This is a genomic window from Microcoleus sp. Pol12B5 (genome assembly GCF_036701335.1).
In the GTDB taxonomy this organism is placed as follows: Bacteria; Cyanobacteriota; Cyanobacteriia; order Cyanobacteriales; family Microcoleaceae; genus Microcoleus.
Window position 1 is genome coordinate 34238 of sequence record NZ_JAUBQQ010000032.1, and the last position, 22684, is coordinate 56921.

At 44.6% G+C, this 22684-nt stretch carries 20 protein-coding genes; 10 read left to right on the forward strand and 10 right to left on the reverse strand.

All coding sequences use genetic code 11. The features are described from left to right. Window positions 1-135: 135 nt before the first annotated feature. From QUA24_RS15585 to QUA24_RS15600, 4 genes are all read right to left on the reverse strand, one after another. Window positions 136-990, reverse strand: a complete 855-nt coding sequence (locus QUA24_RS15585) for a nitroreductase family protein (RefSeq protein ID WP_333230654.1) — start codon at window positions 988-990, stop codon at window positions 136-138. Next, window positions 987-1970: a GntR family transcriptional regulator gene (locus QUA24_RS15590; protein WP_333084831.1), complete on the reverse strand. Its 984-nt coding sequence runs from the start codon at window positions 1968-1970 to the stop codon at window positions 987-989. The genes QUA24_RS15585 and QUA24_RS15590 overlap by 4 nt, the downstream gene beginning before the upstream one ends. Before the next feature lie 208 nt (window positions 1971-2178). Next, on the reverse strand, window positions 2179-3741 hold the full coding sequence (locus QUA24_RS15595) for an adenylate/guanylate cyclase domain-containing protein (RefSeq protein ID WP_333230655.1): 1563 nt from the start codon (window positions 3739-3741) through the stop codon (window positions 2179-2181). Window positions 3742-3925: 184 nt separating this feature from the next. Then, window positions 3926-5314, reverse strand: coding sequence for an aminopeptidase P family protein (locus tag QUA24_RS15600; RefSeq protein ID WP_333230656.1), 1389 nt, complete (start codon window positions 5312-5314; stop codon window positions 3926-3928). Window positions 5315-5710: 396 nt separating this feature from the next. Here QUA24_RS15600 and QUA24_RS15605 point away from each other — a divergent pair, with 396 nt between their 5' ends. Then, window positions 5711-6154: a DUF4332 domain-containing protein gene (locus QUA24_RS15605; RefSeq protein WP_333230657.1), complete on the forward strand. Its 444-nt coding sequence runs from the start codon at window positions 5711-5713 to the stop codon at window positions 6152-6154. 89 nt (window positions 6155-6243) lie between these two features. Next, window positions 6244-6603, forward strand: a complete 360-nt coding sequence (locus QUA24_RS15610; RefSeq protein ID WP_333230658.1) for a Spx/MgsR family RNA polymerase-binding regulatory protein — start codon at window positions 6244-6246, stop codon at window positions 6601-6603. Window positions 6604-6605: 2 nt separating this feature from the next. Here the strand turns inward: QUA24_RS15610 and QUA24_RS15615 are convergent, their stop codons facing one another. The 3 genes from QUA24_RS15615 to QUA24_RS15625 all read right to left on the reverse strand — a co-directional run bounded on the left by QUA24_RS15615 (window position 6606) and on the right by QUA24_RS15625 (window position 9442). Next, window positions 6606-7022, reverse strand: a complete 417-nt coding sequence (locus QUA24_RS15615) for a GNAT family N-acetyltransferase (RefSeq protein ID WP_333230659.1) — start codon at window positions 7020-7022, stop codon at window positions 6606-6608. Between the two features lie 105 nt (window positions 7023-7127). Further along, window positions 7128-7727, reverse strand: coding sequence for a Uma2 family endonuclease (locus QUA24_RS15620; protein ID WP_333230660.1), 600 nt, complete (start codon window positions 7725-7727; stop codon window positions 7128-7130). Between the two features lie 143 nt (window positions 7728-7870). Further along, the gene (locus QUA24_RS15625; RefSeq protein WP_333230661.1) at window positions 7871-9442 is read right to left on the reverse strand and encodes an NAD(P)H-quinone oxidoreductase subunit N; all 1572 of its coding nucleotides are present in this window, start codon (window positions 9440-9442) and stop codon (window positions 7871-7873) included. A gap of 223 nt (window positions 9443-9665) precedes the next feature. Between QUA24_RS15625 and QUA24_RS15630 the strand changes: the two genes are divergently transcribed. The 8 genes from QUA24_RS15630 (at window position 9666) to QUA24_RS15665 (ending at window position 16534) form a co-directional block, all read left to right on the forward strand. After that, window positions 9666-10535, forward strand: a complete 870-nt coding sequence (locus QUA24_RS15630; protein WP_333230662.1) for a phosphotransferase — start codon at window positions 9666-9668, stop codon at window positions 10533-10535. A gap of 194 nt (window positions 10536-10729) precedes the next feature. Then, window positions 10730-10954 (forward strand): GrpB family protein, encoded by a 225-nt coding sequence (locus QUA24_RS15635; protein ID WP_333230671.1) that lies wholly within the window; start codon window positions 10730-10732, stop codon window positions 10952-10954. A gap of 14 nt (window positions 10955-10968) precedes the next feature. After that, on the forward strand, window positions 10969-11184 hold the full coding sequence (locus QUA24_RS15640; protein ID WP_333230663.1) for a hypothetical protein: 216 nt from the start codon (window positions 10969-10971) through the stop codon (window positions 11182-11184). Between the two features lie 35 nt (window positions 11185-11219). Further along, window positions 11220-12212: an ABC transporter substrate-binding protein gene (locus tag QUA24_RS15645; RefSeq protein ID WP_333230664.1), complete on the forward strand. Its 993-nt coding sequence runs from the start codon at window positions 11220-11222 to the stop codon at window positions 12210-12212. Beyond that, window positions 12209-13198 (forward strand): ABC transporter substrate-binding protein, encoded by a 990-nt coding sequence (locus tag QUA24_RS15650; protein ID WP_333230665.1) that lies wholly within the window; start codon window positions 12209-12211, stop codon window positions 13196-13198. Before QUA24_RS15645 ends, QUA24_RS15650 begins: the two co-directional genes overlap by 4 nt. Then, window positions 13195-14172: an ABC transporter substrate-binding protein gene (locus tag QUA24_RS15655; RefSeq protein WP_333230666.1), complete on the forward strand. Its 978-nt coding sequence runs from the start codon at window positions 13195-13197 to the stop codon at window positions 14170-14172. Before QUA24_RS15650 ends, QUA24_RS15655 begins: the two co-directional genes overlap by 4 nt. Before the next feature lie 9 nt (window positions 14173-14181). Beyond that, window positions 14182-16272: a SpoIIE family protein phosphatase gene (locus tag QUA24_RS15660; RefSeq protein ID WP_333230667.1), complete on the forward strand. Its 2091-nt coding sequence runs from the start codon at window positions 14182-14184 to the stop codon at window positions 16270-16272. A 127-nt stretch (window positions 16273-16399) separates the two neighbouring features. Beyond that, complete coding sequence (locus tag QUA24_RS15665) at window positions 16400-16534, forward strand: helix-turn-helix domain-containing protein (protein ID WP_333230672.1); 135 nt, start codon at window positions 16400-16402, stop codon at window positions 16532-16534. Between the two features lie 69 nt (window positions 16535-16603). On the opposite strand, the gene QUA24_RS15670 is transcribed toward QUA24_RS15665, so the two are convergent. From QUA24_RS15670 to QUA24_RS15680, 3 genes are all read right to left on the reverse strand, one after another. Beyond that, a complete protein-coding gene (locus tag QUA24_RS15670) occupies window positions 16604-17617 on the reverse strand; it encodes a poly(ethylene terephthalate) hydrolase family protein (protein ID WP_333230668.1) in 1014 nt (337 codons plus the stop codon). A 221-nt stretch (window positions 17618-17838) separates the two neighbouring features. Then, complete coding sequence (locus tag QUA24_RS15675) at window positions 17839-19215, reverse strand: response regulator (protein ID WP_333230669.1); 1377 nt, start codon at window positions 19213-19215, stop codon at window positions 17839-17841. Next, on the reverse strand, window positions 19212-22684 hold a 3473-nt coding region (locus QUA24_RS15680; RefSeq protein WP_333230670.1), incomplete at its 5' end, for a PAS domain S-box protein. The genes QUA24_RS15675 and QUA24_RS15680, both read right to left, overlap by 4 nt.

Below are 22684 nucleotides of genomic sequence, written 5' to 3' on the forward strand. Positions count from 1 at the left end.
TCTCACCACTTGAAATTTTAGATTTTAGATTTTAGATTTCGGATTGCGAAATCGTCGTTATTTCCGATTGGTTTGAACTTGTACCGACTCCTTCAGCTCTCAGCTCTCAAATCTTAACTCTCAAAATCTTAACTCTCAAATCTCAATTTGCAATGCCTGCCCATAACTTTCGCTGTAATAAACTTGAGTCACGTCAAAACGTCCGCCATATTGTTTGAAAGGTTCTGCTGCATAACCAAGCGGCAGCAAACAGCAAACATCTACTTCTTCTGGAATTTGAAAGGCTTCTTTCACCTTAGCGCTGACAAAACCTTCCATCGGACAACTATCTAGCCCAAAACTTTTAGCTGCAATCATTAAGTGAGCTACTGCGAGCATTGTATGTCTGTTTGTCCAAGTTTCTAGGGAATCGAAGCAGGGACGGTTCTCGAACAATTGCGGGATTGCTTGTCGCATATAATTGGCTAAATTGTCATTCATTGCGCCTGCTGCTTTGCCCAATTCGATGACGGCTTCGGTATTTTCGGGGCCGGCGGCGCGTCGATCGCCACAGCAAATTAATACTGTTGGGGCTTCTACCACTTGGCGCTGATCGAAGGCGCAAGCTTTTAATTTTTGTTTGCTGGCGGGGTCTTGAAGTACGATAAACCGCCAAGGCTGCAAGTTGTAACCAGAGGGCGATCGCACTCCCAACCGCAAAATCTCTGCCAATATGGCTGGGGGAATCGGATCGGGTTTGAAGCTGCGGGCGGCGCGGCGGCTTTCGATCGCCGTTTTAACATTAATTGAAGGTTGGATTTCAATGGTCATGGATAATTGGTAATTGGTAATTGGGCATTGGGCATTGGGTATTGGGCATTGGGCATTGGGCATTGGGATTAAGGCCTTTGGCATTGGGATTGGGATTGGTAACTTAAAAAAGTTGAATTGTTTTTCTTCCTTCTTCCTTCTTCCCTCTTCCTTCTTCCTTCTTCCTTCTTCCTTCGTCATCCCAAGCCCAACTCGCGCTTGAGCAAATTAATCGACTTAGATCCGATGTAATTTTCGGAGCATATCAGTTGCGGGGGACGAATAATATCTTCTCTAGCCGCATTGATGGCAGCTTTTACTGTAGCAAAACTCGGTTGGTCGCAAAAAATTGTTCTAGCCGATCGCACGATCGAGTTAATCTTGTACTCGTCTGACACCAAGGCCGTCATCACCAGCAAATCCTCTCCCCGGATGCTGTGGATGATGACTTCGGTCGATCGTAGCATTCCCGGACTCAGGCTAACGAGACCCAAATAACTGTCTTTGGGCAAACTCCCCACTAGCTGGATTTCCTGGCTGTAGTCGTAGATGTCTACAGGAATAACTCGCACAGAACGCGGTGCCGAAATCGATTCTGCTTCTCCGATAAAATATCGACTCGTGATCACAGTTCCCGAAGAGATTTGATCCAAAAAAGTACCTAGCTGTTCCATCGGCACTAACTGTATGGGAATGCGAAGGGCTTGTTCGAGTTCTTTCGCCATCAGTTCACCCACGCCGATGTCTTCTGTGGGGGCTGTGACGACGACGCGGGCGCTGCACCTGAGCCGCCAGTCAATTTCTGCCAAAAATAATTCCCTCGCTTGGTTGAGCGTACAGCCCTGTCCCAGCAGTTGATCGATACTTCCTTGCACTATTTTGTTGGCAAGGGGATATTCTTCGAGGATCGGAGATTTGAGTTTGTTGCCGTGTTCGTTGCCTAGGGCGCGGACGTAAATGCCCGATCCTGCTTGCGCTTCTACGAGTCCAGTATTTTCGAGCTGGCGGTATACTTTGCTGATGGTGTTGCGGTGCAAACCTGTCTGCATGGCTAGCTGTCTGGTGCTGGGCAAGCGGTGTCCGGGCGGAAATTGTCGCGAGGCGATCGCAAACCTGATTTGATTGAATAGTTGGGTGGATGCTGGAATATCGCTATCTGTTTGAATATGAAATTGAACCATTATTAAAGGCTCCGACGAATTCAACTTAGTATTTATATAACCTCGAGTACCGCGCATAGAATTGCTCGGATATCTCTGTCTATAGCATAATCTTATTTGGTTGATCTGCAGCAGACGTTCTACCACAGGACGATCGCGCCGAAGAAGCGATCGATCGCAGCCTCCGGCATTTCCTCAACAATCAGGTACTTTCCAGTCTTAGTTTTATTTACTCTGCAATTTTGAGATCGCTTACTGTGTTTCTCCCCATCAGGAAATAAGTTTGCATTTGCCCTTGACCTTTAATCTCGATCTCGCCGCGATCTTCAAATTCATATTTATCCTGCAGCAACTTATGAGTATAGTGGCTGACTTGAATGCGACCTGGTATGCCGTGAGATTCCATGCGGCTGGCTGTATTCACGGCATTTCCCCACAAATCGTAAATGAATTTTTTAGTGCCGATTACCCCCGCTACCACCGGGCCGCTATTAATCCCGATGCGGAGGTCAAAATTCGCGTCTAGCTTCACATTTAATTCCTTAATTGCTGCTACCATATCCAGCGCCATTTCGGCGATCGCCTCTGCGTGGTCTGGACGTTCAATGGGAAGACCGGCTGCTACCATGTAAGCGTCCCCGATCGTCTTGATTTTTTCTAAGCCGTGCTTCTCACTCAGTTGGTCAAAAGCTGAGAAAATTTCATTCAGCAAGTACACTAATTTAGTGGCGGACATGGTGGTAGAAATTTGGGTAAAATTTACCAAGTCAGCAAAAAGAATTGTTGCTTTTTCAAACTTGTCTGCAATTACCCCCGGTTCGTGCTTCAACCGATCGACGATCGGTTCGGGCAAAATATTTAGCAGTAAACTTTCAGTTTTTTTCTGTTCTTTTCTGAGTGCAGATTCCATCTGCCTGCGCGTAGTTATATCATGAAAAAACACAGAAATGCCGTCGTGAGAAGGAAAAACCCGCACTTCCAACCACACTTTTAAAGGGCGATAATATTTTTCAAAAGCCACTCCAATTTGTTTGGCTACCGCTTCATGATACTCTTTATAAAAATCAGAATTCACGAATTCGGGAAACTCTTCCCAAAAATTTTTACCATAAAGTTCTTCCTGCGAGCGCTTCAAAAATTGCGATGCTTTGTAATTGATGTAAGTAAATCGCCACTGGGTGTCGAAAGCAAAAAAAGCATCGCTCATTCCTTCTAAAAAATTGACAATTTGCTCGTCGGTAGAACGCAGTTTTTCTTCTACTTTTTTGTTCTTAATCTGTGCGCGCTTTAATTTAGTTAGATTTATTCGCAACTCCATGTGGTTGATAATTTGCCGTCCTAAAGTCCGCAGCGCTTCTAGCTGTTCTGGGGTGAGATTACGAGGAACTGTATCTATCGCGCACAAAGTGCCAATCGGATAACCGTCAGGAGTTACTAGCGGGGCTCCAGCATAAAACCGAATATTTGGATCAGAAGTTACTAGCGGATTGCCGACAAAGCGATTGTCATCTAGAGCATTGGGTACAACTAATAATTCGTTGGGATTTAAAATAGCGTGGGCGCAAAAAGCTAACTCTCTCGGAGTTTCTGGCGCTTCCAGACCGACTTTGGATTTAAACCACTGTCGGTTAGAATCTATTAAGCTTACTAAAGCAATCGGAGTGCCACAAATATAAGATGCTAAAGCTGTTAGATCATCAAAAGCTGCTTCGGCTTCTGTGTCGAGAATGTTGTAGCGGTGAAGTGCATCTAGCCTCTCTTCTTCGTTGCTAGGCAAAGGTGCAGCTTGCATCGGAGGCGGCGAGGATATAGGTTTACGAACACTGCGTGGAAGTATTATTGCTGCGAATTTTCTGACTTGCGAGAGCACTTTTTTAACTAATATCAAAAGACTTGTTGGCCAATCTTTATTCATCTTTATTTATTGTTTTTCACCCCTGATGGAACTGCGTATGTGTGATCGAAGTAGGCTATACTTACGTATTTACCGCAACTAACTCCTCAATCTCCGGAGCTTTTGTGGGCAATTTCCCTGTCAATACTTCTCTACCGTCATTGATGACAAGTATATCATCTTCTATGCGTATCCCCCGCACATCGGCAAATTTTTCCAACTCCTCCCACTTAACAAAATTTTTATATTTGGCACGATTTTCAGAACTATTCAAAATTGCCGGAACTTGATAAAATCCCGGTTCGATCGATACCAGCATTCCAGGACGCAAAACTCGATTCAACCGCAAAAATCCCAACCCAAACCGACTGCTTCTGGTTCTTCCTTCTTCATAGCCAGCCAAATCGCCTAAATCTTCCATATCGTGAACATCCAAACCGATTAAATGTCCGATTCCGTGGACAAAAAATAGCGCGTGAGCATCCATCTCTACCAAATCTTCAACATTGCCCTGCAAGATACCCAAATCTACTAATCCTTCCGCCATAATTCGAGCAGCTAACAGATGAATGTCTTGATATTCCACCCCCGGACTAACTTTATCAATACAAGCATCGTGTGCTGCCAAAACTACATCATAAATCGCTCTTTGAGTCGGAGAAAACTTGCCAGAAACCGGCCAAGTGCGAGTGACATCAGCCGCCCATCCCATTGATGTTTCCGCACCGACATCTGCTAACAGCAAATCTCCGGTTTGTAGGGAATTGTGATAATGTTCGCTGTGCAGCACTTCTCCATGCACAGTCACGATACTAGGATAGGCATAGGTCATATTTTTGGATATGATGACACTTTCCATTGCAGCGCGCACCCCTGCTTCAATTTTAGCATTTCGAGTTGCCGCCATCCCCGCTTTGTGAGCTTCTACAGTAACAGTCGCAGATTGACGCAATTCGGCCAAACTGCCTGCATCATGGCTCAGGCGCAGAGATACGATCGCCTGAGTTAATTCTAGGTCGATTCCGGTTGGCGAGTTGGGCGGTGCCAGAGGGCGATCTAGAATTTGAGACTGTTGCAACTGAGTCCAAGAATCCTGAACGGCGATCGTTGCTGCATTTGTAGATCGCGATTTCAATGCGGCCATTGGGAAAGCAGCATCCGCCCCCATTAGTTCGGCAATTTCTGCTCTTTTCGGCATTTCTCCGTGCCAAAGAGTGCTGCTAGCAGGTGCGTCATCTAAGAACAATTCTAATTTGCCCGATTTTAAGCGAATGGCAGCATTTTCTAAGGGCAAACCAGCAAAATATAAAAAGTGACTGCTGGCACGAAATGGATAAGTAAGTGCCGGATAATTGCGAGGAATGCTGCGCCCCGACCATAAAATTACCGGAAAATTAATTAAACTAGCCAGTTTTTGCCGCCGTTGCTGTAAAGTATGAGTTAACAAATCATCACCTTGTGTAATTGTCATGGGTAAAAACCTATAATTTTGAGTTGGGTTTGCAGTCAGCCACAAGTTTTTGCATTCTCAGCATTAAAAAACTAAAATTCGGACTGCCAACTTGGCAGGCATTTTTGAGAAAATCCTCATCGGTCACTTCTTTTTTGCTAGCATTTATAAGCTGTCTTTTTTATAGTCTTTCTCGTCATCGCCGGGATGATTTGGTTAAGCAGTAAGCCTGAACCCCTGTCAGTAAAAAAAGGCTAAAAGTGCTCCTCTGCAAGCAATTAGCAGAAATGTCACAACACCCGCAATTAGTCAAATTCCTTGGTCTGGTTTTTGTTGATTGGGTGACGTGAGCGAGATCCTCTATTGACTGTTTGATATATGAGACTTTAAAGTATAAGTAAAATTAACTGAAAAAACATGAAAATTTCTCATAAAGCTCCTCAAACTTCTGTGCAAGTACGCGACTGGCCGATCTCACATTTACCGGGATTGAGCAAGGAAAACCAATCTCAACTGGAAGAGTGCAGCATCACCACAACGGGACAACTAATTCGCATGACGAAAACGCAGGCGGCGAAAGTGTTGCTAGCCCATCAATTACAGATTAACATTCAATATGTTAATAAATGGGTAGCGATGGCAAATTTGGCTCGAATTCCGAGTGTAGGCTGTCAGTATTGCGGGCTGTTACTGCACGCGGGTGTTGCTTCGCCGGCTCAATTGGCTCAAATGCCCGTGGGAAGATTGCATCAACAAGTTTTAAGGCTGCACGTAGCGACGATGCAGCGCAATGACTTGACTCCTTCAGTCGATCGCGTGCAAAAATGGGTTCAACAAGCTAGATTAGTCAGTAGTCATTAGTCAGTAGTCAGTTGTCAGTGGTTAGGTGTTATTAGCCAACAGTCAGCAGTCAACAGTCAACAGTCAGCAGTCAACAGTCAACAGTCATTATGTCAATTCAAGTTTACGGAATCCCCAATTGCGGAACCTGCAAAAAAGCTTTCCAGTGGCTCAAAGATAGCGATGTTAATTACGAGTTCATTAACACCAAAGAACAGCCGCCGACTCGCGAAACAATCCAAATCTGGGTAACTGCCTTGGGTTTTCAACCCATGCGAAATACTTCCGGTCAATCTTACCGCGCTTTGGGCGATGACAAGAATAATTGGACTAGCGAAGATTGGGTAGAGGCTTTTGCTAAGGATGCGATGCTGCTGAAACGCCCTATTTTCGTTAAAGATGGAACGGCTGTTTTAGTAGGTTTCAAAGAAGAGGCAATTAGAGAAAAATTGGGGCTTTCAAAGGGCTGAGTTCAGCCTGTTGTTCGCCGCATAAACTTCATCTCGCCCACATCATCTGTGAAACCCCAACGCTCGTAAAACGGCATCATATTCGGCAAACAGTTAAGAGCTAAGTTCTCGACAGCTTGCAATTCTGGATGATTTAAAACTGCATCCATCAACTTCGCACCCAGTCCCATCTTTCTGTGTGTCGGCTTGATAATGACATCAAAAATCATCGCTCTGTAGACAAAATCGGTGATAACGCGAGTAAAAGCAATTAGTCGATCGCTCTCATCGACAAAACCAATGATAACATCAGTATAAGCCAGCATTTTCACCACATCCTCCCGCGTCCGCTTGTCGCTCCAAAACTCGTTTTTGTACAAATCCATCAAGTCAGAAACCTGGCTGTCAGTCAAAGTTTCGACAATTCGGTACTTATCCATATCTTCCCTCATAAAAATTAGAAGACTAAAGTCCTCACCACCAACCACATTATTGTGATTTAACTGTTACCAAGCTAGACATTGCATCACCCCATAGCATGATTTTTACTGCTGCACTTCTGTTTCCTGGCTTTCAAATACAACCAGCTCATAAATATCGAGCATCGACATTTGCACTTCCACTGAAGCGAAGGAAAGTATTGCTGATTCTCCCTCATATTCCCGAAACAACCATTCATTAGATTCAGTTTTAATATATTGTGCGACTAAAAACTCAGATTGGTTGACTAACACATATTCACGGAATTCAGGGATCGATCTATAAAACCGAAACTTATCCTCTCGATCGAAATCCTTGGTAGACTTAGAAAGCACTTCCACAATCAGCACAGGATTGAGTATTTCATCTTTCCGTCCCTCTGTGTAAACTAATTCTCCTTCAACTACCATCACATCTGGATAAGCCCCGCGTCGATACCGAGGAATCCACAACCGCAAATCGCTCATAAATGATCTGGCATTCTTTCCCCGCAAAGCAGATTTTAAGAACGCATAAATATTACCGATGATCTGGCTGTGATTAATCCAGCCACCCGTCATTTTTACAATTTCTCCATCGCGGTATTCATTTCTAAACTCAGCACTTTCCTCTAACTCCCGGTACTCATCTGGAGTATAAAACTTTGCCTTACTTTGTACTAACATTGTTGCCTCTGTACTAACTTTTATCTGCGTTAATCTGGCTACATCTGCGGTTAAAAATCATAATTAACAGTATATCACAACAAAAAAGAAACGCCCAACTGCAAAGAGTCAGGCGTTTTCCACTATTTCACAAACAGGAAGAATTAATCCCGGCGAGACACCAAATTCGATTCAATTTTCGCACCCACAACAGGTCGCACCTGACTTAAAGCCGACTGCAACATGGGAGTTTTGGTAACAGCATCATTAGCCAAATTAAACAAAGGGTTCGACAAAATCCCCGCCAATGTTGTCGCCACCAAGGTGAGTACAACGCTGACTTGCAAAGGCCGCATTCCCTGAAGGTTCCAGCGAACTTCGGGATAATTTTTTACCGCGTCTGACATTTCTTGAGGTTCTTTTACTACCATCATCTTGACAACGCGGATGTAGTAGTAAATCGAAACTACGCTGGTAATTAATCCCAGAATAACTAAGCCGTAAAGTCCTGCTTGCCAGCCGGCCCAGAACAGATAGATTTTGCCGAAAAATCCAGCCAGGGGCGGAATTCCACCGAGAGAAAGCAGGCAAATACTTAAGGCTAAAGTTAACAGCGGGTCTTTTTGGTACAAACCTGAGTATTCGCTAATTTGGTCGGTTCCAGTCCGCAGCGAGAACAGGATGATGCAGGCGAAAGCACCCAAGTTCATAAACAGGTAAACCAACATATAAAATATCATGCTGGAGTAACCGGCTTCTGTTCCTGCAATCAAACCCAGCATTACAAAACCGGCTTGGGCGATCGACGAATAAGCCAAAAGCCGCTTCATGCTAGTCTGGGCGAGGGCAACCACATTTCCCAACACCATGCTGAGAATGGCTAAGGCCGTGAACACGAACTGCCACTGTTCGATAAGTGCGGGGAAAGCAGTTGTTAACAAGCGGATTGCTAGGGCAAAACCGGCTGCTTTGGAACCGACAGAAAGAAAGGCAACAACGGGTGTAGGAGAACCTTCGTAAACGTCAGGAGTCCACTGGTGGAAAGGAACCGCAGAGATTTTGAAGGCGATGCCGGCGATCGCAAAAACTAAGGCAATCACCAAACCGAGAGATTGACCTTCATTCACAGTAGAAAGGTTAGCAGCGATCGCACTTAACTGAGTTTCGCCACCCGACAACCCGTACAGCAGCGAAAGCCCGTAGAGAAAGACTGCCGAAGAAGAAGCCCCAATTAACAAATATTTCAAAGCAGCTTCATTGGAACGCGGGTCGCGTTTTGTGTAACCCGTCAGCAAATAAGACGAGATACTCAGAGTTTCCAACGAAATAAAAATCATCACCAATTCATCAGCGCCGCTGAGGAACATTCCCCCCAAAGTAGCGGCGAGTAAAATGCCGATGAATTCCGCTAAAGCAGTACCAGTTTGCAGTACATAGCGGACGGATATCAAAATAGTGACAGCCGCAGTCAAAGCGATAATGCCACGAAACACTAAACTCAAGGCATCGCTGTTAAAACCGCCTAGAAACGAGATGGTATCAACGTTATCCCACTGCAAACACAAGGCAGCGACGGCGGCCAACAAACCCGCAACGGCAACGTAGGGAGTCCAACCCGAGGAACTGCGGCCTACGATTAAATCGCCGACGAGAACCACCAAGAGGGTGATGATGACAATTCCCTCTGGCAAGATAGTTCCAGCATTTAGCTGGGCAGCAAGAGTAGCAAAATCCATATTTTCAGGCAGGTTGGGTAGTACAGACCGAAAAGCCTGTGATGGACACAGAACTCGTAAAAATTCTTTACCAAACAAAGATTGTATCGCGGAAGCTCCCTCGTGCTCTCTGCGTTGCGAGTGTGAGCTTCTGTATTACGGTATAATACAAAGAAGTAGGTTCGCAGTTGCGCGTTGACTCGTCGGCTGCGGGCAACTGCGAACCAGTTTTAATGTGCCGCTTATGCCATCCACAGAATTCGATCGCCCCGCACTTACAGCCCGCGCCGTCGCAGCATCGGTGTCTGTTGCCTCTGCAGCCGGCATTCGGGTAAACGACCCCCACGTGCTTGCTGACAACTATTCCGTGCGAGTTCACCTGAAACCTGCACCCATTGTGGCTCGGATCGCTACCATAACCCCCGTAGTGCGATCGCCCGTCGAGTCTTGGTTGGCCCGCGAACTCTCTGTCGCCGCCTTTCTGGCTGCCAAAGGCGCTCCTGTAGTCCCTCCCAGCGATTTTTTACCCCCGGTACCCCACCATTGCGACGGTTTGGCGATGAGCTTCTGGCGCTACTTTGAACCAATCTCTGATGCTTTGCCCGATGGGGCGACAGTCGGACGAATGCAAGCTGAACTGCACGCGGTTCTGCGCGATTACCCGGGCGATTTGCCGCTGCTGCCGCCCCTCAACGATATTCCGCGCGGGCTCGAAAGGCTCGAACAGCTTGGCAATATTCTGCCGGAAAGTGACCTGAGGCTGCTGCAAACAACTTACGATCGCCTGCTGAGGCAGTTAAGCAATTCAGTCAGCGTGTTGCAGCCGCTGCACGGGGATGCCCATGCCTTAAATTTAATTCCAACTGCGAAAGGATTGCTGTGGAACGATTTTGAGGACACTTGCACCGATTCGATCGCCTGGGACTTGATTAACCTCGACGATGAGGGGATAGCCGCTTATCCGAATGCGCTCGACTTTGCCACCCTGGAACCGTACCGTAAAATGCGACACCTACACGCGATCGTTTGGGTATACGCGATGTCACCCGAGTTCCCCGACTGGCTCGAATCTGCTAAAACCATGCTCGATAACTTGCACATACTTAAGTCCTAATCATCATTATTGTGGAACAGGCTAGGGAAGCCTGTTCCTGAATATGCTGCCACTTTAAAAACCCCGATTTAAATTGAGTTTTGGTAAAAACTATTTCGCTTTTATATTTTATATTTTATATTTTCGGGTGCGCCGATGGAGCTGATAAAATAGTAACGGTCGTGCCAAATGATATTTAGCTAACAGAAAAAATTCTGTCTTTACCTCACTTTAAAAACTTCCGAAAAGTACAAGTAGTTCACCACGCTCCAGCAGGGCGAATTACCTTGCTTAAAGAGTCAAAAAAGATTGCATTAGCAATCGGAGAAAAGGCTATCACCGTTCACCATATCGGTAGCAAAGCGATTCGGAGCATTTATGCAGAACCGATTATTGATTTATTAATTGAGGTCAAAGACTTTGCTAAAGTAGAAAGTTAAACCAATAATTCGCCATGACTGACTCGCTAAGTGCCTACAAACGGCAGATTCTCAATGACTTCAACAACCGCCCCGACTACGAGAATGAATTTCACAAACAGGCTGCAAGTCGGTTAGTAGAATTGGCAAAAGTGCGATCGGGCAAGCTTGTTATAGATATAACCACCGGAACAGGTTTAGCGGCGATTGCGGAGGATGCACTTAGGTCGATCGGGTGCAAGCAGATATGAGTCGCCTTTTCTACACCAGGAATTTTCTAGATAGTATGTCTAAACTACTCTCTTACATCTGTATATTTATTATTACCGGCTGGCTGCTGTTTGCTTGTGATTCCCCGGAAGCCCTAAAAGTAAAACGTCCTCCCCTAAAAGTATCTTTTGTCCCTTTTGTTAGCTATACACCTCTCATCATTGCTCAAGAGAAAGGATTCTTCAAAGCACAAGGGATAGACGTGGAACTGGGCTATGTAGACTACTCACAATTGCAAGACGCGGATTTCAGTGCAGGGAAGTATGATGCGATCGGACTGACCTTGGGCGATTTGGTGATTTTGAGTGCCACAAATCCTGATATGCAAGCTGTGATGGTTTTGGATGAATCGACAGGTGCAGATGTGGTAGTCGCACAATCGGGGATTAAAACAATCCCTAACTTGAAAGGGAAAAAGCTTGGTACACATCTAGGCAGCTTTAGCGAGGTTTTCGTGACTGAGATGTTGAAAACCTCTAAACTGACAAGCGATGATGTTAGCCTGGTTCAAGTCGAGCATTTAGAAATTCCCGATCGCTTACAAAACAATGCTATCCAAGCAGGACACACTTGGGAACCGTATCTTTCTGAAGCATTAAAATTAGGGGCGCATATCCTGTTTACAAGCAAACAAACCCCAGGCTTAATTTTAGATTTGGTCGCATTTCGGGGTGAGGTGATACGCGATCGCCCCGAAGATATTCGCGCCTTTGTGCGAGGCTGGCTTCAAGGCTTGTCATATTGGGAAGCAAATATTCCCGAAGGAAAGGAGATCGTGAGCAAAGCGCTGAATATACCCAGCAATACACTCTCTTTCGAGGGAATAGACTTTACTGACTTTGCAAATAATCAAAACTTCTTTCAATCAGACAGTCCTAATTATATCTCCAAAACCGCCAAGAAATATGCAGACTTTTTTATTCGCACGGGCAATGTGACGCGCCTTCCCAATCTAGAAACCTTGTTCAATTCTTCTTTTTTACCCCCCCCTCCTAGCCTGAAACCATGAAGCGCTCATCATTTTTCAACAGCCTCTTTATTATTACCTGCTGCCTGCTGTTTGCTTGTCATTCTTCGCAACCTCTAAAAGTAAAACGTCCTCCCCTGAAAGTAAGTTTTGTCCCTTTTATTGGCTATATACCTGTCGTCATTGCTCAAAAGAAAGGATTCTTCAAAGCGCAAGGGATAGACGTGGAACTGAGCAATGTAGACTACTCAATGCAACAAGCGGATTTCAGTGCAGGGAAGTATGATGGGATCGGGTTGCCCTTGGGCAATTTGATTATCTTGAGTGCCACAAATCCTGATATACAAGCTGTGATGGTTGTGGATGAATCGACAGGTGCAGATGTGGTAGTCGCTGAATCGCATATTAAAACAATTCTTAACTTGAAAGGAAAAAAGCTTGGTGCAAATCTAGGGGGCTTTAGCGAAGTCTTCGTTACTGAGATGTTGAAAACCTCTAAGCTGACGAGCGATGATGTTAGGCTGGTTAAAGTCGATGCTTTAGAAGTTCCAGATCGCCTACAAAACAAGGCTATCCAAGCAGGGCACACTTGGGAACCGTATCTTTCTGAATCATTAAAATTAGGCGCACATATCCTGTTTACAAGCAAACAAACCCCAGGCTTAATTTTGGATTTGGTCGCGTTTCGGGGTGAGGTGATACGCGATCGCCCCGAAGATATTCGCGCCTTTGTGCGAGGCTGGCTTCAAGCCTTGTCTTATTGGGAAACAAATATTCCGGAAGGAAACGAGATCGCGAGCCAAGCGTTGAATATTCCCAGTAAGAAAATTTCTTTCGAGGGAATAGACCTCACTGACTTTGCAGAAAATAAAAACTTCTTTCAATCAGACAGTCCTAATTATATCTACAAAAACGCCAAGAAATATGCGGACTTTTTTATTCGCGCTGGCAATGTGACGCGCCTTCCCAATCTAGAAACCTTGTTCAATTCTTCTTTTTTAACCACCCCTCCTAGCCTGAAACCATGAAGCGCTCCTTTTTCAACAGCCTCTTTATTATTACTTGCTGCCTGCTGTTTGCTTGTCAGTCTTCGCAACCTTTAAAAGTAAAACGTCCTCCCCTAAAAGTATCTTGTGTTCCTTTTGTTGGCTATACACCTCTCATCATTGCTCAAGAGAAAGGATTTTTCAAAGCGCAAGGGGTAGACGTGGAACTCAGCTATATAGAGTACTCACAATTGCTTTTCGCGGATTTCAGTGCAGGGAAGTATGATGCGATCGCATTGACCTTGGGCGATTTTGTGATTTTGAGTGCCACAGATCCTGATATGCAAGCTGTGATGGTTGTGGATGAATCGACAGGGGCAGATGTCGTAGTCGCGCAATCAGAGATTAAAACAATCCCTAACTTGAAAGGAAAAAAGCTTGGTGCAAATCTAGGCGACTTTAGCGAGTTTTTCGTTACTGAGATGTTGAAAACCTCTAAGCTGACAAGTGATGATGTTAGACTGGTTAAAGTCGAGGCTTTCGAAGTTTCCAATCGCTTACAAAACAATGCTATCCAAGCAGGGCACACTTGGGAACCGTATCTTTCTGAATCATTAAAATTAGGCGCACATATCCTGTTTACAAGCAAACAAACCCCAGGCTTAATTTTGGATTTGGTCGCGTTTCGGGGTGAGGTGATACGCGATCGCCCCGAAGATATTCGCGCCTTTGTGCGAGGCTGGCTTCAAGCCTTGTCTTATTGGGAAACAAATATTCCGGAAGGAAACGAGATCGCGAGCCAAGCGTTGAATATTCCCAGTAAGAAAATTTCTTTCGAGGGAATAGACCTCACTGACTTTGCAGAAAATAAAAACTTCTTTCAATCAGACAGTCCTAATTATATCTACAAAAACGCCAAGAAATATGCGGATTTTTTTATTCGCGCTGGCAATGTGACGCGCCTTCCCAATCTAGAAACCTTGTTCAATTCTTCTTTCTTAACTTCCCCGTCCTAGCCTGCAACCATGAAGCGCTCCTTTTTCAAAAGCATTCGTACAAAGTTAATTTTCTCGTTTCTCGTCGTTGCTCTAATTCCGTTGCTGCTGTTAGCATTTATCAACAAGCAGACAACTGAAAAGGCATTGACCGACAACGCACGACAAGCCCTATCTGCGGCAGCTAACGAAACCGCTTACAGAATAGATGGATTTATCGATGGGAATCTCAATGCCGTGCGCGTAGAAGCGATTTTACCAGGTTTGGCCGCCTATCTGGGCTTACCTCCAGAACGGCGAAATGGTAGTCCCCAAGAGATGTTAGCGACTGAAACCTTAAGCCGCCTCAGTCGCAAAGATATGCTTAATATTATCTCCTATGCCTTGCTCAACTTAAAGGGACGGAATGTACTCGATACGAATACACCGGATGTTGGACGAGATGAATCCCGTCAAGATTACTTCCAAGAACCGCTCAAAACTCAACTACCTTTTGTTTCTAGTATTAGGCAATCGACGACAACTTCCAACCTCGCTACGCTTTTTTTTAGCAGTCCTGTTCGCGATGCGAAGGGAAATATATTGGGTGTATTGCGGGTGACATACAATGCCACATCTGTCCAGCAGTTGGTGACTCGGGAAACTGAACGCGCAGGTGCGAAATCCTTGGCAGTTCTTTTAGATGAACACTATATTCATCTGGCACATAGCACTAAACCTGAACTCCTTTTCACATCAATTGTGCCTTTGTCACCCAATGTTGTAGCTAAACTGCAACGCGAAGGGCGTTTGTCTAAGACTCTAACGAAAGAACTTGCAATCAATTTGCCCGACCTCAAGCAAGCATTAGACACTAAACAGCCTGATCTAACCACACGATTGGCAGCTACGGGTAATAATGAGTTGAGGCTCTTAGCGATCGCCCACCTGAAATATCAACCTTGGTCAGTCCTTTTCGCACAGCCGATTGCCGTTGCCCTAGCACCTGTAAAAAAACAAATACGTGATGCACTTCTTTTATTAGCAATCATCGCCACAATTGTAACTATCATCGCTTTTGCGATCGCACAACTATTAACCAAGCCTCTGATTTACCTCACCCAAGCGGTTGCCCAGTTTACGGCGGGTCACTTAGATATGCGTGTGAAGATGCGATCGCGAGACGAAATCGGTCTGCTGGCACGATCCTTCAACAGTATGGCGAGGCAAATCCAAGAATCCTTTGAAACCCTCGAAGACAAAGTTAAAGAACGAACAGCAGAACTCGCTAATGCTAATCAGGAAATCATTAGCCTCAACGAAAAACTCAAAGTAGACAACCTCCGCTTAGGTGCAGAAGTGAATGTGGCCCGTCAGATCCAGCAAATGATTTTGCCGAACCCTGATGAACTGGAAATTGACGGACTAGATATCGCCGGATACATGGAACCCGCCGATGAAGTAGGAGGCGACTACTACGACGTGCTACAGATCGATGGTGTGGTCACGCTGGCGATCGGTGATGTCACCGGACATGGCCTGGAAAGCGGCATTCTGATGCTGATGGCGCAAACCTCAGTTCGCACCCTGCAAGAGATTAGTGGACTAGATCCAGTTCGATTCCTGGATGTACTCAACCGTACCCTCTACAAAAACGTGCAGCGCATGAATTCTGAGAAAAGTCTGACGCTGGCGATTTTGAACTACTCCGAAGGACGGATTAGCATCAGCGGTCAGCATGAAGAAACGCTAGTGGTGCGAAAAAATGGAGATGTTGAGCGCATCGACACGATGGAGTTAGGCTTCCCGATCGCATTAGATGATGATATCGCAGACTTCATCAGTCACATCCTGATTGAGCTAGAACCTGGAGATGGCGTGGTGCTATATACTGATGGCATTCCAGAAGCCTATAACATCCGCAAAAAGCAGTATGGACTTAAGCAACTGTGTGAAGTGATTAGTCAAAATTGGCACAAGTCTGCTGCTGAAGTTAAGGATGCGGTGATTGTAGATGTACGGCAACATATCGGTAAGCAGAAAGTGTTTGATGATATTACCTTGCTAGTCTTTAAGCGGCAGGATGACGTTAGTGAAAAGGGAAATTTAGTTAATAATATCATTTCCCAAGAAATATGCTAACATGAAGCTTAGACTTTGAGAAATACTTGACTTGATGAAAGTAAACTACCAATAAAGAATTGATTTAACAGCAGACGAGTTAAAAATAATTCTGTCCGAGTAGCGAACTCTACCTAATAAACAAAAAATACAGGCACTTTATTGGTTAAAAACTGGAGCGAGTCAAAGCCTTACAGATGTAGCTGAACCTTTAGGTGTACATAGAATTACTGTACATAGATGGTTAAAACAATATAGTGCCGGCGGTCTGTCAGATAAGTAATGCCCAATAATAAAAATGTAGGCACACTATTTATTAGCCTTAATCTATCTTACGTTTTTTTAAGTTGAGCTACTTAGAAGATGGTTTGGGAACTGCAACGGTGGTAACACGGACATTCGGATCGAGGGCGTCACCTTGAGAGTAAATATAATCAAATGCCGATCGATCTTTAAGCATATGTGCCCGCAGAAACAGCCCGCTCCAACGGGCGATCGTTTCAATACCTACGGCTCGCTCTAAGGTAGCAGTATTGCGATCGGGCATCGCACCAGCGGGGTTATTAACATCGGTAATGCCGAAGTGATTGGCACCCATAACAGTAATCAAAGCTTTGGGTGGTGTTTGAATTTGGTCAAAGGTGCTTTGAGATCGATCGGGCAGGGCGACACCATCGATCTCGCCTTGAATCAACGCCACTGCAATGCCATCATTAGCGATGGGTACAAATTCATTAGCCATGGGATTCCGCAAGTTAGCTCCAAAAAATGCAGCCGCTAATAGTTCTTTCGGGCGCGTAAAGGGCTCTTGACACAAATACAATTCTGGGAGACATTTGTTAGCAATCACCGATAACCCCACTGCACCACCAAAAGAATGACCCAATAAACCAAGGCGCTGCGTATCGATAACAGACGCAATCGGAGATGTGGGGTTTGTGTTTTCGATCGCCATTTGCGACAAGACCGCCGCAATTTGCGAAGTTTCCGAGGCCAAATTAGGCGGTGAACTGGGATTGAAGGGCGAAGGGCGCAAATGGTTCGGAACGACTACCACAAAGCCGTACCGCGCCACGTGGCTAGCGTAATCTGAATAAAATGATTTATCTACAAGCGCACCTTGCAATAAAAGTACAATGGGGAAAGAGTAATTACCCAAATTAAGATCCGATGGTTTAGGATAATAAATGTCAGCTAAATCGTTATTGGCAGATATTGTCGTACTGTAAAAGCTGGTTTCTTTAAATGGCGGTGCATAATCGATTGTTGTAGCAAATACTTTGCTAGCAAGGACAACAAACGCAGCAATTGCAAAAACAATTGCTAGGGTTTTTGCTGAAAAAAAATGAGGGTGGAAATTCATCATTATTGTGGGTTTGAGAGTGCGTGCATAAGCTACGCAAAAAAACAAGTCGGTGACCGTTGGCAATTTAAGGAGCGTTGCCGGAAAATATTTCGGACTCTGTGGCTAAGAGTATCAACTTGTGATTAATAGAAATTTGTCTCAAAATTACAAATACACTGACTCATAAATAAACAAGATTCCTGATTTTACACCATGTTTGACTACTTTTATTTTAGTGTGGCTTATAACCCGCCTAAATTTTCTTCAAAAAAACGTTTTGTAGAGTGGTAAATCGGAATTTCGATGGCGAATGTCGCCCCTTGATCCGGTATCGAAAAACAACGGAGTTGCCCCCCGTGGTCGTCCACTACAATAGTATAGCTAATCGATAACCCCAAACCCTTTCCTGTTCCAACTGTCTTCGTTGTAAAAAATGGCTCAAGTATGCGTTGTTGAATATCTTGGGTTATGCCGGGGCCATTATCAGAAATATAAATACCCACTTGAAAGTCGGAGAGTAACTTCGTGCAAATAGTAATAGTAGGGATGGATCTGCTATAATCTACATCATTTGCCCAACGTTTTGGGGATTGCAACGCTTCAATCGCATTCGTCAGAACATTCATAAAAACCTGATTCATTTGCCCCGCGTAGCATTCTATCTTTGGCAGATCATCATACTCTTTTACCACTTTAATTATCGTTTGATCTGCTTCATCTTTTAGCCGATGCTGCAAAATCATCAGCGTACTTTCAATTCCTTCATGAATATCCACCACTTTTAACTCAGCTTCATCGAGTCGGGAAAAATTCCGCAGCGATTGCACTATTTCTCCGATTCGGTCAGCTCCTATGCTCATAGAAGCAATTAACTTCGGCAAGTCATTCCTGAGAAAAGCGAAATCGATTGCCTCCAGTTGTTCCTGGATAGCTGCTGTGGGATTGGGGAAATCTTCTGTGTAGAGTTGCACCAGCCTCAGCAAATCTTCAGTGTACTCCCTTACGGGCGAGAGGTTCCCTTTAATGAAGCTAATCGGGTTGTTAATTTCGTGAGCTACCCCTGCTACGACATTCCCTAAACTTGACATTTTCTCGCTTTGGATGAGCTGAGCTTGTGCATTTTGTAACTGTTGTAGAGCCAGCTCTAGTTGTTGGGATTTATTCCGCTCTTTAGCCTCAGACTCCTGCAATCGCGCATTTTGCTCGTGCATTTTTTTTTGCAAACGTTGAATAGTTAGTTGATTTTCGACACGAGCTAAAACTTCTTCTAAATGAAATGGCTTGGTGATGTAGTCTACTCCTCCCACAGCAAATGCTTTGACTTTATCCAAGACTCGATCTAGGGCGCTCAAGAAAATAACTGGAATACCCGAAGTTCTGCCATCCGCTTTTAAATGTTGGCAAACTTCATAGCCGTTCATCTGGGGCATCGTGATGTCCAGTAAAATCAAATCTGGCGGGGTGGAACGTGCTGCTTTTAATGCCATTTCCCCGTTGATTACGCCCCGAACTTTATATCCTTTGTCGCTCAACATAGTCGATAAAAGACGCAGGTTGTCGGGAGTATCGTCAACCACTAAAAGATTGGCAACATGAGATGCTAATTTCTGGCTGTTCATGGGATAAGTTGTTCGGTTAAGTCAGTAATTTTATCAAATCGAAAATTATGAATCCAATCGGTGAGAATCTCCGCAGAAAAAGTATCGGATTCAGGGATTGTGGAGACTAAACTTAAAATTAGGCCGGCATCAGCATCGATAGCTCCATGATGTAACTGTCTCACCCAATCCGTAGGCATTGTCGCCAAAGTTGTCCTTAAATTTTCAGTTTTTTCCCCTTCTTTTACACTCAAGTCTTGACGCTCAAGCTGAGATAATGTAAAGTTCGGTAAATCTTCATAAATATACTGTACCCCTAAATGTTCAGCCATTTTGGCAAAAATAACTTCTTCTTGGAAAGGCTTGCTCACAAAATCGTCACAGCCTGATGATAAAACAATGGCTCGCTCCTCCTCAAAAGCGCTAGCGGTCAACGCCACAATAGAGGTAGCCTCATCTTGAATATTGGCTTTAATTTGTCTGGTGGCCTCATACCCGTCTATCACAGGCATTTGCATATCCATCCAAATTAGGTGAGGTTTCCAAGTTTCCCAGGTTCTAATAGCTTCTTGACCATTTACTGCTTCGCGCACCTCCAAGCCAAGCGGTTTGAGAAGATGAACCAGTAGCAAACGGCTCTCCCATTTATCATCAACCACCAAGATGCGATATGAGGGTTGGTTGGGTTCTAAACCAATTACCCGCCTTCTTAATTGTCGAGGTTGAACTTCAGCCATCTCAGGGGCGCTAATTTGGATATCAAAACTAAAAGTTGTTCCTCGATTCAAGGTACTGCTGACGGTAATGTTTCCTCCCATCAGTTGTACGAATTGTCGGCTGATGGGTAAACCCAAGCCTGTTCCTTCTTGAGATTTCCGACCTGCGTCAGTTTGCACAAAAGCCTTAAATAGAGAGCCTACCTCAGTAGGATCAATGCCGTAACCAGTGTCTTCCACTTCAAACGTAATAGTCCGTGGTTCGTTGTCTGTTGGGGACTTTTGTTTCGCACTAATTTCTCCAACCCGAAGCGTTACACTTCCCTTCGTAGTAAACTTGATCGCATTTCCTAACAGATTAATCAAGACTTGACGCAATTTACTTTCGTCAGTTTTTACATACTGAGGAATGTTAGAATTGATGTGCCACCTGAGCTGTAAACCTTTAGAATCAGCTTTGATTTTGAGCATTTCTTCGAGAGAATGGAGCAAATGATACAGGTCAAAGCTAGTAGGATTTAAGGTGATCCGACCTGCCTCGATTTTAGACATTTCCAGCACGTCATTAATCAGCGTCAGCAAATGCTCGCCAGAACGATTAATGATGCCTATCTGTCCCTGCTGTATGTTAGAAAGGGATGAATCGCGCGCCAGCACTTGGGTAAAGCCGAGAATTGCATTGAGGGGAGTTCGTAATTCGTGACTCATTTTTGATAAAAATTCGCTTTTAGCCTTGTTAGCCGCATCTGCAACTTCTTTGGATTTTTGTAAGGCTGCCTCTGCTTTTTTACTTTCCGTAATATCGCTTGCTGTGCCAGTTATTCCTAGAATATTTCCCTCGGAATCTCGCACTACAAGTGAATTAAACCGGAGATTGATAGGTCTACTATCTTTAGCTAATTGTATAGTTTCATTCTGAAATACGGACTCTCCATTCAGCATACGTTGGAATATCTCGTTATCTTTAGGAAGTTGTTGAGGTGGCTGAAAATCACTGAATTTTCGCCCGATCATTTCTTCAGGGCAGTAGCCAAAAATCTGTTGGACGGCAGCGTTGACGAAGGTATAACGCCCTTCGATATCAAGTGACCAAATCATATCCTGCGATGTTTCAACTAAGTCACGGTATTTAGCCTCGCTTTCTTTGAGCGCTTCTTCTACCCTTTGACGCTCGGTAATGTCGTTAGTGACTAACAGAATACACGCTTCTCCACCCAGCTCAATAATATCTGCTGATACCAGCATCTTCCTCACCTCGCCTGATGAAGTACGACAATCGAATTCCTGATTGCGAACCACTCCTGATTCTTGCAAGAGCTGTCTGTATCTGTCACATTCTTCTAAATTACCCCAAAAATTCAACTCAATTGCTGTAAAACCAATTACCTGTTCGCGAGAGTAACTAAAAGTGCTGAGGAAACTGTCGTTTACTTCGATGTAGCGTCGATCTGCGAATCGGGCGATCGCGATCGGGTTAGGACTGGAACGAAAGGCTTTGGAAAACTTTTCCTCAGACTTGCCCAAGGCTATTTCTGTCTGCATTCTGACAGCCATTTCCTGTTCCAATTCTTGCGTTCTTTCTATAACCTTACGTTCCAGCGTTCGCGAGTATTCTCCTAATTGGTCATAGAGTTGAGCATTCTCAATGGAAATAGCAATTTGGGCAGATAAAAGTTTTAACAACTCAAGGCGATCGGTAGTAAAAGCCCCTTCAATCAAGTTATTTTCCAAATAAAGAAGGCCAGTCAGCTTACCTTGGTGCAGCAGAGGAGTGCAAAGAATAGACTTCGGTTGAGTAGCTGCAATATAAGGATCGCGGGTAAATTGTCCCTCTTGAGCCGCATTATTTAACACCACATTTTCCTGAGTGCGAATCACATAATTGGCGATCGCACTTGCAAGCAAAGGAGAGACCCCAGAAGCTGCTATCGGATTGAGAGGAAGCGATTGTAGCACACTAACTTCATCCTCCTGCACCGAACCTTCCGCCTCTAGCGCCCAGTTTCCCGCTTTTTCTAAAATCAAAAAACCTTTTTGCGCCCCCGCATTCTCGATCGCAATTTTCATCAATCTTTCCAGCAACCTACTCAAAACTATTTCACCCGAAATCGCTTGAGAAGCTTTCATCACCGTAGCTAAATCTAGCGTCTCACCCAAATTGTTGCTAGTAGTCGCCGTCGTAGTGCGATTAACTTTAGTTTGAGTAGTTGTCTTCCCTGAAGTTCTCGCGATTAATTGAGGATATTTTTCCTCCAAACTCTCAACTTTACGTTTAGCACCCCAGTATTGGTAGCCATAGTGAGCCTTAGTCAAATAGATTTGGGCAAATTCTTCTTTATCTTTCCCCAACCAGAACTTAGCAGCAAGTTCCGCCGCCAGCGCTTCATTCTGAATAAAATCACCCTCTCTAGCCTCAGCTATCGCGCGATCGTACAAATCCATCGCCTCCAAATCTCGACCTGAAATCCTCGCCATTTCTGCCGCCACCAGCCAGAACTTATGTGCAAAACTTTCCGAACAGTTATCTGCCCAAACTTTGATTTGTTTCTGATTAGCTTCTAATTGCTCCCAGTAATCTTTTCGCTCCGACTCAGAAACCTCTGAATACAGAGCCGTTAAAATCAGACAACGGTAAAAATAATGGTGAGCACTAGAAATATGACCCATCAAATAATCGAGCAGCTCTGCCGCGCGTTGAGAGGCTTCTAGCGCCTCACTATACAGTCCGTAAAGATAGAAAGTTTGCGCTTTTAAAACATAAAACTCGCACAGCG

Excerpts from the sequence above, each read along its gene's own strand:
- QUA24_RS15585 (WP_333230654.1), bottom strand. The coding sequence starts at position 990 with ATGACGAAGGAAGAAGGAAGAAGGAAGAAGGAAGAGGGAAGAAGGAAG.
- QUA24_RS15590 (WP_333084831.1), bottom strand. The coding sequence starts at position 1,970 with ATGGTTCAATTTCATATTCAAACAGATAGCGATATTCCAGCATCCACC.
- QUA24_RS15595 (WP_333230655.1), bottom strand. The coding sequence starts at position 3,741 with ATGCAAGCTGCACCTTTGCCTAGCAACGAAGAAGAGAGGCTAGATGCA.
- QUA24_RS15600 (WP_333230656.1), bottom strand. The coding sequence starts at position 5,314 with ATGACAATTACACAAGGTGATGATTTGTTAACTCATACTTTACAGCAA.
- QUA24_RS15605 (WP_333230657.1), top strand. The coding sequence starts at position 5,711 with ATGAAAATTTCTCATAAAGCTCCTCAAACTTCTGTGCAAGTACGCGAC.
- QUA24_RS15610 (WP_333230658.1), top strand. The coding sequence starts at position 6,244 with ATGTCAATTCAAGTTTACGGAATCCCCAATTGCGGAACCTGCAAAAAA.
- QUA24_RS15615 (WP_333230659.1), bottom strand. The coding sequence starts at position 7,022 with ATGGATAAGTACCGAATTGTCGAAACTTTGACTGACAGCCAGGTTTCT.
- QUA24_RS15620 (WP_333230660.1), bottom strand. The coding sequence starts at position 7,727 with ATGTTAGTACAAAGTAAGGCAAAGTTTTATACTCCAGATGAGTACCGG.
- QUA24_RS15625 (WP_333230661.1), bottom strand. The coding sequence starts at position 9,442 with ATGGATTTTGCTACTCTTGCTGCCCAGCTAAATGCTGGAACTATCTTG.
- QUA24_RS15630 (WP_333230662.1), top strand. The coding sequence starts at position 9,666 with ATGCCATCCACAGAATTCGATCGCCCCGCACTTACAGCCCGCGCCGTC.
- QUA24_RS15640 (WP_333230663.1), top strand. The coding sequence starts at position 10,969 with ATGACTGACTCGCTAAGTGCCTACAAACGGCAGATTCTCAATGACTTC.
- QUA24_RS15645 (WP_333230664.1), top strand. The coding sequence starts at position 11,220 with ATGTCTAAACTACTCTCTTACATCTGTATATTTATTATTACCGGCTGG.
- QUA24_RS15650 (WP_333230665.1), top strand. The coding sequence starts at position 12,209 with ATGAAGCGCTCATCATTTTTCAACAGCCTCTTTATTATTACCTGCTGC.
- QUA24_RS15655 (WP_333230666.1), top strand. The coding sequence starts at position 13,195 with ATGAAGCGCTCCTTTTTCAACAGCCTCTTTATTATTACTTGCTGCCTG.
- QUA24_RS15660 (WP_333230667.1), top strand. The coding sequence starts at position 14,182 with ATGAAGCGCTCCTTTTTCAAAAGCATTCGTACAAAGTTAATTTTCTCG.
- QUA24_RS15670 (WP_333230668.1), bottom strand. The coding sequence starts at position 17,617 with ATGATGAATTTCCACCCTCATTTTTTTTCAGCAAAAACCCTAGCAATT.
- QUA24_RS15675 (WP_333230669.1), bottom strand. The coding sequence starts at position 19,215 with ATGAACAGCCAGAAATTAGCATCTCATGTTGCCAATCTTTTAGTGGTT.